Annotated in this window: 1 pseudogene; it reads left to right on the top strand. The window is 70.9% G+C overall.

From position 1 onward, the window contains the following. Positions 1–237 (top strand): annotated as a pseudogene (locus tag ACK4S7_RS13300) (NAD(P)-dependent oxidoreductase); the annotation flags it as partial.

The raw sequence follows: 237 nt of genomic DNA, 5'->3' as shown, positions 1-237 counted from the left end.
CGAGGTCGGCAAGGACGCCACCCTGGAAGACCTGCGCGCCCAGCACGACGCCGTGCTGATCGCCGTCGGCGTCTATGCGGCGCGCGATCTGGTGGCCCCCGGCGCCGGCAGCCAAGGCGTTGTGCCGGCCCTCGACTATCTGATCGCCTCGAACCGCACGGGCCTGGGCGACGTCGTTCCCGAGTATGAGAACGGCACGCTGAACGCCTCGGGCAAGGACGTGGTCGTGGTGGGCGG

Origin of the sequence: Sphingorhabdus sp. (assembly GCF_046292425.1) — a bacterium.
Lineage (GTDB): Bacteria > Pseudomonadota > Alphaproteobacteria > Sphingomonadales > Sphingomonadaceae > Sphingorhabdus_B.
The sequence above is the reverse complement of the archived record's forward strand: the minus strand, read 5'-3'. Positions and strand labels throughout refer to the sequence as shown.